Origin of the sequence: Ferribacterium limneticum (assembly GCF_020510585.1) — a bacterium.
Lineage (GTDB): Bacteria > Pseudomonadota > Gammaproteobacteria > Burkholderiales > Rhodocyclaceae > Azonexus.
In genome coordinates this window covers 257,858-273,156 of the sequence record NZ_CP075190.1, presented here as the reverse complement: position 1 = coordinate 273,156, position 15,299 = coordinate 257,858, and the positions used below count along the sequence as shown (strand labels likewise).

The window sequence follows — 15,299 nt, the reverse complement described above, 5'->3', positions numbered from 1 at the left end:
ACTCTTGCGCAACTATTGGCAGAATGTAACGAATCGTTACATCACGAAATCCACCCTGCCCCGTGCACTAGAATCGACCGATGCTTCTGGAAACCAACTCGTCCCCCACTGCTCCGCGCCACGAAATGTTGCAGGCCGGGCTCGACCTGCTCGACCAGGGAATCACCGTTTTCGATGCCAATCTTTGCCTGGTCGCCTGGAACCGCCCTTTCCTCCAGCTGCTCGAGTTTCCCGATGAACTGGCTTACATAGGCGCGCCCTTCGCCAGCTTCATCCGCTACAACGCCGAGCGTGGCGAATATGGCCCGGGTGACATTGAGGCGCAGATCGCCGAGCGGGTCACGGCGGCGAGAAACTTTGCCCCGCATGTCACCGAACGCCAGCGGCCGAATGGCCGCGTCCTGCTCCTGCGCGGCGAACCGCTGGCCCACAAGGGTTTCGTCACGCTCTACAGCGATGTCACCGAGCAGCGCTACATCGAGCACCTGACCGAGCACCAGAACATCCAGCTCGACGAACGGGTGCGCCGGCGTACCGCCCAGCTTGAAAACGCCAATGCCAACCTGCGCCGGGCCAGCGAGGAAAACGAACGGATTGCTGCCGCCCTCCGGCGCAGCGAAGAGCGCCTGCGCCTGATCAACGACACCATTCCCATCCTGATCGGCTACGTCGACCAGGACGAGGTCTATCAGTACGCCAACAAGGGCTATTCCGACTGGTATGGCCACCCCGAAGGCGGCGTCACCGGCCGGGCCGTGCTCGACGTCATCGGGCCACACGTCTACAGCCAGGTGCGCGACCCGGTCAAACGGGCGCTGGCTGGCCAGCAGGTGACTTACGAGTACCAGATGGAGCGCGAGGGGCAAACCGTCTTCGCACGCAGCACGCTGGTACCGGAAGTCACGGTCGACGGGAAAAATCTCGGATTTTTCGTGTTCTCGCATGAAATCACCGAGCAGAAACGCATGCAGGCCGCCCTCGTCCAGGCCCAGAAAATGGAGGCCATCGGCCAGCTGACCGGCGGCCTCGCCCACGATTTCAACAACCTGCTGACGGTCATCATCGGCAACCTCGCCGCCCTCCAGGACCACCGCCCCGACGATGCCGAGGTCAATGAATTCGTCGAGCCGGCGCTGCAGTCGGCCCGGCGCGGCGTGCAACTGATCAAACGCCTGCTCACCTTTTCGCGCCAGCAACCACTTGAGCCGCAGGCCGTCGACATCGGCCAGCTCATCGTCAACCTGGGCAAACTGGTCCGCCGCTCCCTGCCCGAGTCGATTGCCGTATCAACCGATCTCGGCGGCATGACGCTGCATGCTCTGGTCGACCCCGGCCAGCTCGAAAGCGCCCTGCTCAACTTTGCCCTGAACTCGCGCGATGCGATGCCGGAAGGCGGCCGCCTGCACATCGCGGCGCGCGCCGTCGAACTGTCCACCGATGCCGCCGCCTTCGATGTCAGCCCCGGTCAATACGCGCTGATCGAAGTCGCCGACAATGGTTGCGGCATGGATGCCACGACGCTGGCCCGCGCCTGCGAACCCTTCTTCACGACCAAGCGTCTAGGTTTGGGGAGCGGCCTCGGGCTGGCCATGGCCTACGGCTTCGCCAAACAGTCGGGTGGTGGCGTGTCGATTCAAAGCCAGCTGGAACAGGGAACAACCGTCCTCATGGTTCTGCCGCTGGCCAAGCCTGAACCTGATGTCGACACCCCGGGCGAGGATGCCGCCCTACCCGCCGGCGGTGAACTGGTGCTGCTCGTCGAAGATGAGCCGAACGTGCGCCGCGTCGTCCGCCAGCAACTCATCGACCTCGGCTATCCGGTCATCGAAGCTGAAGACGGCGTGCAGGCGCTGGCCATGATTGACCAGATTCCCGACATCGCCATCGTCGTCAGCGACGTCATCATGCCCGGCGGCCTCGATGGCCGGCAACTGGCCGACCGTGTGCTGCTGAGCCAGCCGGACATGTGCATCGTGCTGATGAGCGGCTACACCGACGAGGCCGAGGTCGGCAGCGACCTGCCCGTGCTGGCCAAACCTTTCGTCCGCCAGGATCTGGCCCGCGCCCTGCGCGCCGCCCATAAAGAAAAACCATGAAAGACAACGAACCCGCCAAGCTCATCGTCATCGTCGAAGACGATCCCGATGTCGCCAAGATCATCGAACAGGTGCTCGCCGATTTCGGTTTCCGTACCGTCTGGTGCCGCAGCGCCGGTGATCTGCTGCGCCGGCTGCGCGCGCTGGCCCCCGACCTCTGCATCATCGACCTCGGCCTGCCCGACATGGATGGCCTCGAAGCCATGCAGCGCGTCCGCGCCCAGTCCGGCTGCGGCATCCTGATCCTCACCGGACGCGCCCACGTCAGCGACCGCGTCATGGGCCTCGAGCTCGGCGCCGACGACTACGTGCTCAAACCTTTCGAACCGCGCGAACTGGTCGCCCGCGTGCGCAGCATCGTCCGCCGGCGCGAAGGCGCCGAAACCCAGGCCCGCCAGATCGCCGAGTTTTCCGGCTGGCGCTTCAACCTCGGCAACAACACGCTGACCGCGCCGAATGGCGAAGAGCTCGCGCTGAGCACGGCGGAAGCCGAGCTGCTCAAGGTCTTCGTCAACAACCCGAACCGCATCCTGCAGCGCGAAAAGCTCATGGGCACGCGGGACTTGGCTCCCAACGACCGCGCCATCGACGTTCGCATTTCCCGCCTGCGCCGCAAGCTCGAGCCGGACCCGCAAAGCCCGGCTTTCATCAAGACGGTGTATGGCGCGGGTTATCTGTTTCTGGCGACGGTTAACTGGTCGGGCGGGGGTGCTGCTTAATTGAATTGGGGTTCCGCCCTTGCGGGGCGTCTCACTTTTTCTTGCTTCGCCAAGAAAAAGTAAGCAAAAAAAAGGCGACCCTGGGTCGGTGCCGGCTGCGCCGGTTCCCTGCGCTACTCGGAGCTGGCGGGGGCTGCGGAACTCGGGCTTCGCCCTCAGACAGTCCTCGCCCTTTATCCGCCAGCCCCTGCGTTGCTCGGCACCTCTCAAGGGGCCCGGTGAAACAATCCGTCCTTGAGCTTGGGTGCCTAAATGACAGATTTCATTTTTAGGCATTTTTTCCGGTTGACCGTGGGAATCTGTTTTCCCCGGCAAAACGGCTAAGCCTGGACGCCTTTGGGCCCCCCGTGGAAGGCGCTGAGCAACGCAGGAAGGCCGGGGGCAGTCGGCGAGGACTGTTTGAGGGGCGCAGCCCCGAGTTCCGCAGCCGCCCGGCTTTCCGAGTAGCGCAAGGGACCGGGCAAAGCCCGGCGGCGCCCTCGGGGTCGCCTTTTCTTTGGCTACTTTCTTTTGGCGAAGCAAAAGAAAGTACGCCCGCCAGCAAGGCGGAACCCCAAGCTAATTAGGCGCCCCCCGGGAGGACTAAAACCTCACTCGTCTTCGTCGTGCAACTGGAACTTGCTGGCCAGTTGCTGTTGGACATTCGGCGGTACGGCGGCATAGCGCGCGAACTCGATGGTGTAGCTGCCCTGGCCGCCGGTCAGCGACTTAAGCCGCGACTGATAGTCGTTAAGCTCAGCCAGCGGCACTTCGCCACTAATCGCCGACATGCCATGCCCACGCCCGTCGGTACCGGTTATATGGCCACGCCGACCAGACAGATCGCCCGTCAGGTCGCCAATGGCGGTTTCCGGAACGATGATCTCGATGCTGACAATCGGCTCCAGAACAATCGGCTTGGCGCCGCGAATCGCTTCGATGACCGCCTTGCGCCCGGCAATGGTGAAAGCCACTTCCTTGCCGTCAACGGCGTGGGTCTTGCCGTCGAAAACCGTCACTTTGAGGTCGTCGACCGCATAACCGGCGACGACGCCGCCTTCAAGTCCCTGGCGAATGCCCTTCTCCACGGCCGCCATGAAGACGCCGGGAATGACGCCACCCTTGACAGCATCGACGAACTCGAAGCCCTCGCCACGGGCCTTCGGCTCGATGCGCAGGTGCACTTCGCCGAACTGGCCGGCACCACCCGACTGTTTCTTGTGGCGATACATCGCCTCGGCCGGGGCGGTGATCGTCTCGCAGTACGGGATGCGCGGCGGCTTGGTATCGACTTCGAGCTTGTACTGGCCGGCCATACGGGCCAGCTTCGACTTCAGATGGATTTCGCCGAGGCCGCGGACAACGGTTTCATTGCTCGTCGGGTGACGTTCGACGACGAAGGTCGGGTCTTCCATGGCCAGCTTGGCAAGGATGTCGAACAGGCGCTGTTCGTCGCCCTTCTTCTTGGTTTCGACAGCCAGCCCGGCCATCGGCTTGGGAAATTCGAGCGGCACGAGGTGGATGTGGTCCTCGTCGTGCGAATCGTGCAGGACGCAGTCGAAATCGACTTCGTCGATTTTGGCGATGGCGCCGATGTCGCCCGGCAGCAATTCATCGACCTCTATGCTGTCCTTGCCCTGCAATTGGTAGAGATGGCCAACCTTGATCGGTCGCTTGCTGTCACCGACGAAGAGCTGCATGTCCTTTTTCATCGTGCCCTGATGGACACGGAAGACGCCGATCTTGCCCAGGTAAGGGTCGGCCACCACCTTGAAAACGTGAGCCAGCACGTGCTTGGCGGCATCCGGCTCGGCCTGGAAAGGCTCGGTCTTGTCGCCCGGCTTGCCCTTGTAGAACGGGGGCGCATTGCCTTCGGCCGGGTTTGGCGCCAGCGAGGCCAGCACATGCAGCAATTCCTTGATGCCGGCGCCGGTCTTGGCCGAGGTGAACAGGATGGGAATCAGGTGGCCTTCGCGCAGGGCTTTTTCAAACGGCGCATGCAAGGCGGTCGCGGTCGGATCGGCACCGTCTTCAAGGTACTGGGCGAGCAGGTCTTCATCTTCCTCGACGATCTGGTCGATCAGCGCCCGGTGCGCCGCCGCGACCGATTCGAAATCGGCGTCGCCGGCATCGTGTTCGAGCACTTCGACGACATCGGCCGCGCCGTGGGCCGGCAGGTCGAGCAGCATGCACTGATTGCCAAAACGTTCGCGAATGTTGGCAACGAGGCCCGGCAAGTCGAGGTTTTCGGCATCGATCTTGTTGATGACGATCATCCGGCACAGCTTGCGCTCGGCGGCGTAGCGCATCATGCGCTCGGTCATCAGCTCAACGCCGGTCTGGGCATTAACGACGATCAGTGCGGTATCGACACCGGCCAGCGCAGCAATCGCCTGGCCCGAAAAGTCCGGGTAACCCGGGGTGTCGATCAGGTGAACATGGGTGCCTTCATAGCCGAAATTGACGACGGCAGACGTCAGGGAGTGGCCGGCTTCTTTTTCCTGGGCATCGAAGTCGGCAACGGTGTTGCCTTTCTCGACGCTGCCCTTCGTATTGATGGCGCCGGTCGCCAACAGCAAGGCCTCGGCCAGGCTGGTCTTGCCGGCGGCGCCATGGCCGACCAGTGCTACAGAACGTAGAGCCTCGGTGGTGTACTTGGACATCTTCTTCTCCCTTAGCTTAAAAATTCAGCGAAAAATCAGTTCACTTCGGTAGCCTGCCTTGTCATCAGCGAGCCGCCATCTATTCGCGATACATGCCACTGGCCGCCATACGGTCGACAAAGTGTGGCCCGAAGCCGTAGAGCAAGGCAATTGCCACGACAAAAAGCAGGACACCGAAAATCAGCTGCTTGCCCGGCTTGGAAAACTCCGACCAGTGCGTGCCGGCAAACCAGATCGGGCCAACAATGGGCAGGGCCAGCGTCGGCAGCCAGTTTTTCCAGCCGAAGGCGAAGGATGCAGGCACGGTACCGAAGTAGCCGACCAGCAGCAGCGAGCCTCCCACTGCGACGAGAAGGGCGATGGCCAAGACAAAAGCCGTGAACCAGATATCCATTATTTCTTCACCTTTTTCGGACGTTCCCAACCGGGTAGCGTCATTTGTTTGGCCCGCGACACGGTCAAGGCGTCCGGTGGCGCATTCTTGGTCAGCGTCGTGCCTGCCCCGAGCGTTGCCCCACGGCCGACCGTCACCGGGGCGACGAGTTGGGTATCGGAGCCGATGAAGACATCGTCCTCGATGATGGTCTTGAACTTGTTGGCGCCGTCGTAATTGCAGGTGATGGTGCCGGCGCCGACGTTCACGCGCTGGCCGATCTCGGCGTCGCCGATGTAGGCCAGGTGGTTGGCCTTGGACTGGGCACCGATGATGCTCTTCTTGACCTCGACGAAGTTACCGATGTGCACCTCCGGCCCGAGTTCGGTACCCGGACGCAGGCGGGCATAAGGACCGAGCACGCCGTCCGGCCCGATCACCGCGTCCTCGAAATGGCAGAAGGCGGCGATGCGCGTGCCGGCGCCGACCTTGACGTTCTTGAGCACGCAGTAGGGGCCAACCTCGACGGCATCGGCCAGCTCGACCTTGCCTTCGAAGACGCAACCGACGTCGATGGACACGTCGCGGCCATGGGTCAGGCTGCCACGGATGTCGATGCGCGCCGGATCGGCCAGGCGCACACCGGCGACCAGCAATTGATCGGCCAGGTTGCGCTGGTGCTGACGTTCCAGTTCGGCCAGTTGCACCTTGCTGTTGACGCCGAGCACCTCCCATTCGCCCTCGGGCTGGGCGGCTCGCACCGGCAAGCCCTCGGCGACAGCCAGTGCGACGATGTCGGTCAGGTAGTACTCACCCTGGGCGTTGTTGTTCTTGAGCTGGCCGAGCCAGTCGGCCAGGCGCGCCGTCGGAATCGCCATAATGCCGGTGTTGACCTCGCGGATCGCCTTTTCTTCCGGCGTCGCATCCTTTTCCTCAACGATGCGCACGATGTTGCCATTTGCATCGCGCACCATGCGGCCATAACCGCTCGGGTTGGCAAGGTCGACGGTGAGGATCGACAGGCCATCCTTGCCAGCCTGCAGCAGGCGCTTGAGTGCTCCGACCGTAGTCAGCGGCACGTCACCGTAAAGAACCAGCGTCTGTGTCGCGCCGCCGAGCTGCGAAACTGCTTGGGCGACGGCGTGGCCGGTGCCCAGTTGCTGCGCCTGCTCGGCCCACAGAATATCGTCGGCAGCGAGGGTCGACCGCACCACTTCGCCACCGTGGCCATAAACGACAATCAATTTCTCCGGCGAGAGCAGCCGCGCCGTATCGATCACATGCTGCGCCAAGGGTTTGCCAGCCACCGGATGCAAGACCTTTGGGAGGTTGGAATGCATGCGCTTGCCCTGACCGGCAGCGAGAATGACGATATTCATGTTGGGCATTATCTTGTGAGGTTAGGCAACCCACATTCTCACACGATAGCCGGCGCCTGTCGAAGCAGAACAAGGGAACTCAGCGCTCGCCGTGCTTGCGTTTTTCGGTTTTGCGCTCGGCGAGAAGCACCGCTTCACCATCGGCCGACTGCTGTTCAAGGCGCACCGTGAAGCCCCACAGATAGGCCAGATGTTCCAGGGCCGCGTCGGACTGCGCCGACAAGGGGCGGCGCTCATGGACGAAATGGCGCAGGGTCAGCGAACGGTCGCCGCTCAGGTCCACATTCCAGACCTGGATATTCGGATCGCTGCTGCCCAGGTTGTACTGCTCGGCGAGATTCCGGCGCAGGGCGCGATAACCCGGATCGTCGTGAATCGCGTCGACTTTCAGCTTGCCCTTGCTATCGTCGTCGAGGACCGAAAACAAGCGGAACTCGCGCATCAGCCGGGGCGACAGGAACTGGGCGATGAAACTCTCGTCCTTGAAATTGCGCATCGCGAAGTCGAAGGTTTCGCGCCAGTCGGAACCAGCGATTTCAGGGAACCACGCGCGGTCCTCGTCTGTGGGTTTCTCGCAGATGCGCCGGATGTCCTGCCACATGGCAAAACCCAGCGCATAGGGATTGATGCCGGAGTACCACTTGCTGTGATAGGGCGGCTGATAGACGACGTTGGTGTGCGACTGCAGGAACTCGAACATGAAACCGTCGTTAACCTTCCCTTCGTCGTACAGCGTGTTGAGTAGCGTGTAATGCCAGAAACATGCCCAGCCTTCGTTCATCACCTGGGTCTGCCGCTGCGGGTAGAAATACTGGCCGATCTTGCGGGTAATGCGGACGATCTCGCGCTGCCACGGCTCAAGCAGCGGAGCATTTTTTTCGACGAAGTAGAGCAGGTTTTCTTCTGGTTCCTCGGGGAAACGTCTTTCTTCGACAGCCGCGATGGCGGCTTCATGGCGCGGCAGAGTGCGCCACAAATCGTTGACCTGGGCCTGCAGATAAACCTCGCGTTCACGCTGGCGATTCTTCTCTTTTTCCAGCGATAACGGTGGCGAACGCTTGTAGCGGTCGACGCCGAGATTCGACAGGGAATGACAGGCATCAATCAGTTGTTCGACGCTATCGACGCCGTGGCGCTCCTCGCATTCGGCAATGTAGTTCCGGGCAAAAACCAGGTAGTCGATGATCGCGTCGGCGCTGGTCCACTGCTTGAACAGATGATTACCCTTGAAAAAAGAGTTGTGGCCGTAGGCAGCATGGGCAATGACCAATGCCTGCATGGTCAGCGTGTTTTCCTCCATCAGGTAGGCGATGCAGGGATCGGAATTGATCACGATCTCGTAGGCCAGCCCCATGTGGCCGCGCTTGTAGCGGTTTTCGGTTTCCAGGAAATGTTTGCCGAAAGACCAGTGATGGTAATAGACCGGCATGCCGATGGCGGCGTAGGCATCCATCATCTGTTCGGCAGTAATGACTTCGAGTTGATGGCGATAGGTGTCCAGACCGTAGTTCTTGGCAACGCGGCCAATCTCGGTATCGTAGAGGGCGATCGCTTCGAGCGTCCAGTCCGAACCTTCGGCAATCAGGCGGGAGCGTTTGCGGGTCATACCAGCCGCTTTCTGAACAGTTCGCGAAATACCGGGTAGATATCGCTGACCGCCGTGATGCGCTGCATGGCGAACAGCCCGGGATAGGCGCCGGCCAGCTCTTCGTATTCGAGCCAGAGGTTCTGCGGCTCGCTGTCGGCGATCTCGATGTAGGCAAAGTACTGGACCATCGGCAGGATGGACTCGGCGAGCATTTCGCGGCACAAGGGCGAGTCGTCGTTCCAGTTGTCGCCGTCGGATGCCTGCGCGCAGTAGATGTTCCAGGCACTGCTCGCATAACGTTCGGTGATGATGTCGCGCATCAGTTTCAGTGCGCTGGAAACAATGGTGCCGCCGGTTTCCCGGGAGTGGAAGAAGTTGTCCTCGTCCACCTCCTCGGCCACCGTGTGGTGGCGGATGAAGACCACTTCGATATGCTCGTAATTGCGGTTGAGGAAGAGGTAGAGCAGCATGAAGAAACGCTTGGCCATCTGCTTCTTGGCTTCGTCCATCGAGCCGGAAACGTCCATCACGCAGAACATCACGGCCTGCGTCGAGGGCTCGGGGACCCGGATGCGATTCGAGTAGCGCAGATCGAACGGGTCGATGAAGGGAATTGCCTCGCGCCGGGCTTTCAGATGAACAATCTCACGATTGAGGCGCTCGATCTCCGCTTCGTCCGCCGGCATTTCGTCGAGCGCCTGCTCGAGTTCGGCCTGCAGGCTGCGCAGGCGGGTCGCATACGGACCGCCAACCGCCACTCGCCGACCGGCTGCGCCGCGCATGGTGCGCACCAGGTTGATATTGGTCGCCACCCCGGTCTGCGTATAGCCGGCCCGCACCCGCTTGTATTCATCAATGCGGGCCAGTTGCCGCTTGACCAGATTGGGCAGGGCCAACTCATCGAAGAAAATATCGAGAAACTCGTCGCGGGTCAGCGTGAATACGAAGTCGTCGATGCCCTCGCCATCCTGGCTGGCCTTGCCGCTACCCAGGCCTTGGCCGCCAGGCGGCCTATCCATTTCATCGCCACTCTGAAAGCGGTCGTTGCCCGGATGCACCGACTCCCGCACGCCACCCTGGCCGTGCTGAAAATGCGGCTCGGAGATGTCCCTGCCGGGAATGCCGATCTTCTCGCCGTTCTCGAGATCGCGGATGCCGCGCTTGGCAATGGCATCGGCCACCGCCTTGCGGATCTGCCCCTTGAAGCGGCGGATGAAGCGACTGCGGTTGATGGAACTCTTGTTCCTGCTGTCCTGGCGCCGATCGACAATCCGAACCGTCATTTGACCTCCCCTGCGGGTCGGGGCTAGCACCCCAACCCTGGTTTATCAGGACGACTTGCGTACGCGCAGATACCACTCGCAGAGCAAGCGTACCTGCTTTTCGGTGTAGCCCTTGACGATCATGCGGTCGACGAAGTCCTGATGCTTCTTTAGCTCGTCAGCACTGGCCTTGGTATTGAAGGAGATAACCGGCAGCAACTCCTCGGTATTCGAGAACATCTTCTTCTCGATCACCGCCCGCAGCTTTTCGTAGCTGGTCCACGCCGGGTTCTTGCCGCCGTGCTTGGCACTGGCGCGCAGGACGAAGTTCACCACCTCGTTGCGGAAGTCCTTCGGGTTGCTGATGCCGGCCGGTTTTTCGATCTTGTCCAGTTCGTCGTTGAGGGCACTGCGATCAAGCATTTCACCGGTATTCGGGTCGCGGAATTCCTGATCCTGAATCCAGAAGTCGGCGTAAGTGACATAACGATCGAAGATGTTCTGACCGTACTCGGAATAGCTTTCCAGGTAAGCGGTCTGGATCTCCTTGCCGATAAATTCGGCGTAACGCGGACTGAGAAACTCCTTCAGGTAACGCAGGTAGCGCTCTTCGATCTCGGGCGGGAACTGTTCCTGCTCGATCTGCTGCTCCAGCACGTACATCAAATGCACCGGGTTGGCCGCCACCTCGCGGTGGTCGAAGTTGAAGACCTTGGACAGAATCTTGAAGGCGAAGCGGGTGGACAACCCGGTCATCCCCTCGTCGACCCCGGCATAGTCGCGGTACTCCTGGTAACTCTTGGCCTTGGGATCGGTATCCTTGAGATTCTCGCCATCGTATATCCGCATCTTGCTGTAGATGCTGGAATTCTCAGGCTCCTTGAGGCGCGACAGCACAGAGAACTGGGCCATCATGCGCAGCGTGTCGGGCGCGCAGGGCGCCTTGGACAGCGAAGAATTGACCAGCAGCTTTTCGTAGATGTGCATCTCGTCGGTCACCCGCAGGCAGTAGGGCACCTTGACGATGTAAATGCGATCAAGGAAGGCCTCGTTGTTGCGGTTGTTCTTGAAAGTCAGCCACTCGGCTTCGTTGGAGTGAGCCAGTACCAGTCCGTCGAAAGGAATGGCGCCGAAGCCTTCGGTACCTTTGTAATTCTGCTCCTGGGTGGCCGTCAGCAAGGGGTGGAGCACCTTGATCGGCGCCTTGAACATTTCGACGAATTCGAGCACGCCACGGTTAGCCAGACACAGGCCGCCGGAGTAGGAGTAGGCGTCCGGATCGTTCTGCGAATAGGTTTCCAGCTTGCGGATGTCGATCTTGCCGACCAGCGAGGAAATATCCTGGTTGTTCTCGTCGCCCGGCTCAGTCTTCGACACGGCAATCTGTGACAGCACCGATGGCCGCAACTTGACCACCCGGAAGCGGCTCATGTCACCGCCGAATTCATGCAGGCGCTTGACCGCCCACGGACTCATGATGGTGCCGAGATAGCGGCGCGGAATGCCGTAATCCTCTTCGAGAATCTGGCCATCCTCAATGAGGTTGAACAGGCCGAGCGGCGATTCGTGTACCGGCGACCCCTTGATCGCATAGAACGGCACTTTCTCGATCAGGTACTTCAGGCGTTCGGCCAGCGATGACTTGCCGCCACCAACCGGGCCAAGCAGGTAGAGAATCTGCTTCTTCTCCTCCAGCCCTTGCGCGGCATGGCGGAAGTAGGAGACGATGTTCTCGATCACCTCTTCCATGCCATAGAACTCGCGGAAGGCCGGATAGAGCTTGAGCATCTTGTTGGCGAAGAGGCGCGAGCGGCGCGGATCAGTCCGGGTATCGACCAGTTCCGGCTCGCCGATCGCCAGCAAGATGCGCTCGGCCACACTGGCATAGGCCGTGGAGTCGCTCTTGCAGATGTCCAGATATTCCTGGACCGACATTTCCTCTTCCTGCAAGGCCTCGTAACGGCTCTGGTAGCGGGTGAATATCGACATGGCTGCCTCCTCTTTCAGATATGCGACAACGATTGGATACTAACTATCTCCCTTATTCTATTAACGGCTCTAGTGGCCGATTGGTTTATGCCGCCATCCGGGGATGGCGTCGAAACTCGTTCAATGCCTCGGCGATACGGCCGAGACCCCATTCCAGTTCTTCGCGGCCGATGATCAAGGGCGGCGCCAGCCGCAATACCGTGCTGTGCGTATCCTTGGTCAGCACACCGTAACCGAGCAGTGCTTCGGCCAGTGTATGCGCATCGGCTTGTTGCGGGTCGATTTCGATGCCGGCAAACAGACCCCTTCCGCGGACAGCCCTGACTATTGGCGAAGACTCTTTCAGTTGGTGCAGTCTGGCGAGTAAAAGTTCGCCGAGAACCGCGGATTTTTCGATCAGGTGGTCTTCTTCGAGGATATCGATGGCGGTCAGGGCGACGTGGCAGGCCAGCGGATTGCCGCCGAAGGTCGAGCCATGATCACCTGGCGTGAAGACCTGCATCACCGCCTCGTCGGCCAGGAAAGCCGAGACGGGCAACAGGCCGCCGCCAAGTGCCTTGCCAAGAATGACGCCGTCCGGACGGACCCCTTCGTGCTCGCAGGCGAGCAGTTTGCCGGTCCGGCCCAGCCCGGTCTGTACCTCGTCAGCGATCAACAATACGTTGTGCCGTTTGCAGATGGCGGCACAAGCAGCGAGATAGCCGGGTGGCGGCAGGATGATGCCGCCTTCACCCTGGATCGGCTCAACCAGGAAGGCCACCGTATTCGGTGTGATGGCCTCGGCCAGCGCCGCCGCGTCACCGTAGGGGATGCGTTTCAGGCCATCCGGAAAAGGGCCGAAGCCATCGCGATACTGTGCTTCGGACGACAGGCCAACGATGGCGATGGAACGGCCGTGAAAATTTCCTTCGCAGGCGATGATTTCGGCATGTCCGTCGGGCACGCCTTTGATTTTGTAAGCCCATTTGCGGGCTGCCTTGAGGGCGGTTTCGACAGCTTCCAGGCCGGTATTGACCGGCAGTACCCGATCGTAACCGGTGAGTAGCGCCAGGCGGCGCAAAAGCTGCGGCAGGCGATCGTTGGCGTAGGCCCGTGAAGTTACCGCCAGGCGGGATGCCTGTTCGCTCAGCGCGGCGAGCAAGCGGGGATGGGCATGGCCGAAGCTGGTCGCCGAATAGGCCGACATCAGGTCGAGGTAGCGGCGGCCTTCGACGTCGCTCACCCAGCAACCTTGTCCAGCATGCAGGACGACTGGCATCGGCTCATAGTTTCTTGCCCCGAACCCGGCTTCCCAGCGGCGCAAGGTTGTGCTGTCCGGCGCCGAAGCGGCATCGAGCAGTTCGCCAACCAAGCGTCCCGTCCGCCCGTCCGGATCGACATCCGGGTTGTATTCGGCGATTTCCAGACCGACACAATTCCGCTCGCGCAGAATGCTGCGCATGGCCAGCGCCAATTCAGCAGGCGCCAAGCCCCCGGCCGCTGGCGTCGACACGCCGGGCGCGAATTCGGGATCGATTGCATCGAGATCGAGGCTGATGCCCCAAGGGCCGTTGCCGACGAGGCGCAAGGCCTCGGCAAAGACTTCCGGCAGACCACGTTCGTTAATTTCAGACATGGCGAAAATCCGGACCCCTAGCGTCGCCAGAAGCTCGGCCTCCGCCGCTTCATGGCTGCGCACACCGATGACGACGATCCTCGCCGGATCAAGGCTCGGCCCGGGCACTTTCACCATGGCCGGATCGCCAAAACCAAACAAGGCGGCCAGCGGCATGCCATGGGCGTTGCCCGAAGGACTGGTGTCCGGGGTATGAGCATCGAGATGGGCATCGATCCAGATCAAACCAGGCGCCTCACCCAAGGCCCGACCGATGCCGCGCCATGTGCCAGCCGCCATTGAATGATCGCCACCGATGATCAGCGGACGGTTGCCCTCACCGATAGTTGACGCTGCAACATCGGCCAGCGTTCGCAGAAGAACGCCCAATGCTGCAGTCGACGGCTCTGGAACCGGTATGTCCAGCCACTCTGCGCTCAAACCGTTATGACGAAGCACAGCTGGCAACCCAGCCCGCCGCAGAACTTCCGGGCCGCATTCGCAACCGGCGAAGGGCGCACCGAAATAACTGGCCACCCCGATGCAACGCACCGTCGGGTTCAGGGAGATGAGCCTGCGCATGATGCGACTCCTTTCCGCCAGCCAGAGTTTCTACGCTTCGTTCGTTTGACTGCCTCTACCTTGCCGGGTTCTGTCGACTTTCAATTTAGGACAAATTTCGCACAAAGCAAAACACCAAAAACAAAGCCCCACCGGCTGTTCAGGCGGCGGGGCTTTTGTCGGCACTTGGCCAGAAACGAGCGGAAGCTCAGGCGCTCTTTTTCTGTTCCTGGCCGCCCAGGATGTCGCCGAGCACAGCCTTGCCGCGTGCCGAGACGAACCAGTGCAGCACATTTTTGTCGTTGATACGCGTCTCGATGACGCCCATGGCCTTCATGACCGTCAGGCGCTGGCTGACAAAGTCGCGGGCCAGCCCGGTGCTGTCGCAGATCGCGGCCAGGTTTCCATAAACGAAGCCGCCCTCGGACAGGGCGCGCAGGATTTCCACGTCGTTGTAGGAGAGAACGTCCTTGGGATCATGCTCGACGGCCTTCAGCACCTCGCTTTCGGCCTTGGGCACAGCCACGATAGGCTCGTCACGCTTTTGCTGTTCGATGCGGCCAACGTCGCGCCGAACCTGGTCGATCTGCGCCATCAGGCGCTGCACCATGTTTTCGAAAAAGCGCCGCGAGGCGACGACGTAGATCAGGCAGAAACCTGAAAACACGTAGAGATCGATCGGCTTGGTCCGCGCCCCCTCAAGCAGCGTACTCGACAGCATGTTGAGAAAGAGCGGCACGGTGAGCGCCGCAACGACGCCGAAGACCGGATATTTCAACCAGTCATGGCGGCCCGCATCGCCGCGCCGGTCGGCCAGAAAATAATTGGCCGTGCCGCCCAGTACCCCGGCGACGACCATGATGCCCAGAATCACCAGCATGTGCCCGTCGAGGGCACCGCTAGGCGTTGTCACCAGCAAAGCAGGTTGCAGTTCAGTTGACATGTTTTCCCCTTGAAATCAGCAGCTATTCTCACACGACAGAGACAATGTTTCGCCAATAGCCCACCCAATCATGAGAAAAATAGTCAAATGGGGAATCCCGCGGTCAACCGGAAAAAATGGCCAAAAATGAAAAGCCCCGCCGGCTTTTCAGGC

10 protein-coding genes are annotated in these 15,299 nt (G+C 61.0%); 2 read left to right on the top strand and 8 right to left on the bottom strand.

What is annotated here, in order from left to right:
* Positions 1 to 80: 80 nt before the first annotated feature.
* On the top strand, positions 81 to 2,096 hold the full coding sequence (locus tag KI613_RS01295) for a PAS-domain containing protein (RefSeq protein WP_226403430.1): 2,016 nt from the start codon (positions 81 to 83) through the stop codon (positions 2,094 to 2,096).
* The gene (locus tag KI613_RS01290) at positions 2,093 to 2,815 is read left to right on the top strand and encodes a response regulator transcription factor (protein WP_226403429.1); all 723 of its coding nucleotides are present in this window, start codon (positions 2,093 to 2,095) and stop codon (positions 2,813 to 2,815) included. The genes KI613_RS01295 and KI613_RS01290 overlap by 4 nt, the downstream gene beginning before the upstream one ends.
* 590 nt (positions 2,816 to 3,405) lie before the next feature.
* Here the strand turns inward: KI613_RS01290 and fusA are convergent.
* From fusA to KI613_RS01245, 8 genes are all read right to left on the bottom strand, one after another.
* Positions 3,406 to 5,457, bottom strand: a complete 2,052-nt coding sequence (gene fusA, locus KI613_RS01285) for an elongation factor G (protein WP_226403428.1) — start codon at positions 5,455 to 5,457, stop codon at positions 3,406 to 3,408.
* 79 nt (positions 5,458 to 5,536) lie between these two features.
* Positions 5,537 to 5,851: a hypothetical protein gene (locus tag KI613_RS01280; protein WP_226403427.1), complete on the bottom strand. Its 315-nt coding sequence runs from the start codon at positions 5,849 to 5,851 to the stop codon at positions 5,537 to 5,539.
* Positions 5,851 to 7,209, bottom strand: coding sequence for a bifunctional UDP-N-acetylglucosamine diphosphorylase/glucosamine-1-phosphate N-acetyltransferase GlmU (gene glmU, locus KI613_RS01275; protein ID WP_226403426.1), 1,359 nt, complete (start codon positions 7,207 to 7,209; stop codon positions 5,851 to 5,853). Before glmU ends, KI613_RS01280 begins: the two co-directional genes overlap by 1 nt.
* 79 nt (positions 7,210 to 7,288) lie before the next feature.
* A complete protein-coding gene (locus KI613_RS01270) occupies positions 7,289 to 8,815 on the bottom strand; it encodes a SpoVR family protein (protein ID WP_226403425.1) in 1,527 nt (508 codons plus the stop codon).
* A complete protein-coding gene (locus KI613_RS01265; protein ID WP_226403424.1) occupies positions 8,812 to 10,080 on the bottom strand; it encodes a YeaH/YhbH family protein in 1,269 nt (422 codons plus the stop codon). The genes KI613_RS01270 and KI613_RS01265 overlap by 4 nt, the downstream gene beginning before the upstream one ends.
* Positions 10,081 to 10,125: 45 nt before the next feature.
* Positions 10,126 to 12,048 carry a PrkA family serine protein kinase gene (locus KI613_RS01260; RefSeq protein WP_226403423.1) on the bottom strand — a complete coding sequence of 641 codons (1,923 nt, stop codon included), beginning with the start codon at positions 12,046 to 12,048 and terminating at the stop codon, positions 10,126 to 10,128.
* A gap of 85 nt (positions 12,049 to 12,133) precedes the next feature.
* Positions 12,134 to 14,224, bottom strand: coding sequence for an ornithine--oxo-acid transaminase (gene rocD, locus KI613_RS21265; protein WP_319004085.1), 2,091 nt, complete (start codon positions 14,222 to 14,224; stop codon positions 12,134 to 12,136).
* Positions 14,225 to 14,411: 187 nt separating this feature from the next.
* Positions 14,412 to 15,146: a YEATS-associated helix-containing protein gene (locus KI613_RS01245; protein WP_226403422.1), complete on the bottom strand. Its 735-nt coding sequence runs from the start codon at positions 15,144 to 15,146 to the stop codon at positions 14,412 to 14,414.
* Between the last annotated feature and the right edge of the window lie 153 nt (positions 15,147 to 15,299).